Raw genomic sequence first — 466 nt, 5'->3', positions numbered from 1 at the left:
CAAAGTTGGTGGCGAAGGCCCAGGCGTTGTTGTTGACTGGATCGGACAAATGGTCAGCAAGGTTCTCCAAAGGTCCCTTACCAGTGACAATGGCTTGAACGAAGAATCCGAACATAGAGAACATAGCCAATCTTCCGTTCTTGAGCTCCTTCACCTTCAACTCAGCGAAGGCCTCTGGGTCGGTAGCCAAACCCAATGGGTCGAAGCTGCCTCCGGGGTAAAGCAAGTCCTCGGCCTCTCCCAATGGACCATCTCCTGCAACTCTGTAGCCTTCAACGGCTCCCATCAAGATCACTTGAGTGGCCCAAATCGCCAAAATGCTCTGGGCGTGGATAACTAGGGTTTCCCAAGTAGTCAAGCCCTCCATCGCTGAAGATCTGTGAACCGGCCTTGAACCAAACGGCCTCTCCGAACTTGACTCCGTTCCTGGCCAAAAGCTCAGGGAAGACGCAGCCAAGGGCTCCGA

Annotated in this window: 1 protein-coding gene; it reads right to left on the bottom strand. The window is 54.1% G+C overall.

The window, feature by feature from the left end:
- Positions 1-358, bottom strand: a 358-nt coding sequence (locus GQA99_RS21105) for a chlorophyll a/b-binding protein (protein ID WP_160057012.1), incomplete at its 3' end; no start/stop codon positions are given.
- Positions 359-466: the final 108 nt, after the last annotated feature.

This window comes from Shewanella litoralis (assembly GCF_009828585.1).
Classification (GTDB): Bacteria; Pseudomonadota; Gammaproteobacteria; order Enterobacterales; family Shewanellaceae; genus Shewanella; species Shewanella litoralis.
Note: the sequence above shows the minus strand (reverse complement) of the source record. Positions and strands in the feature narration are given on the sequence as shown.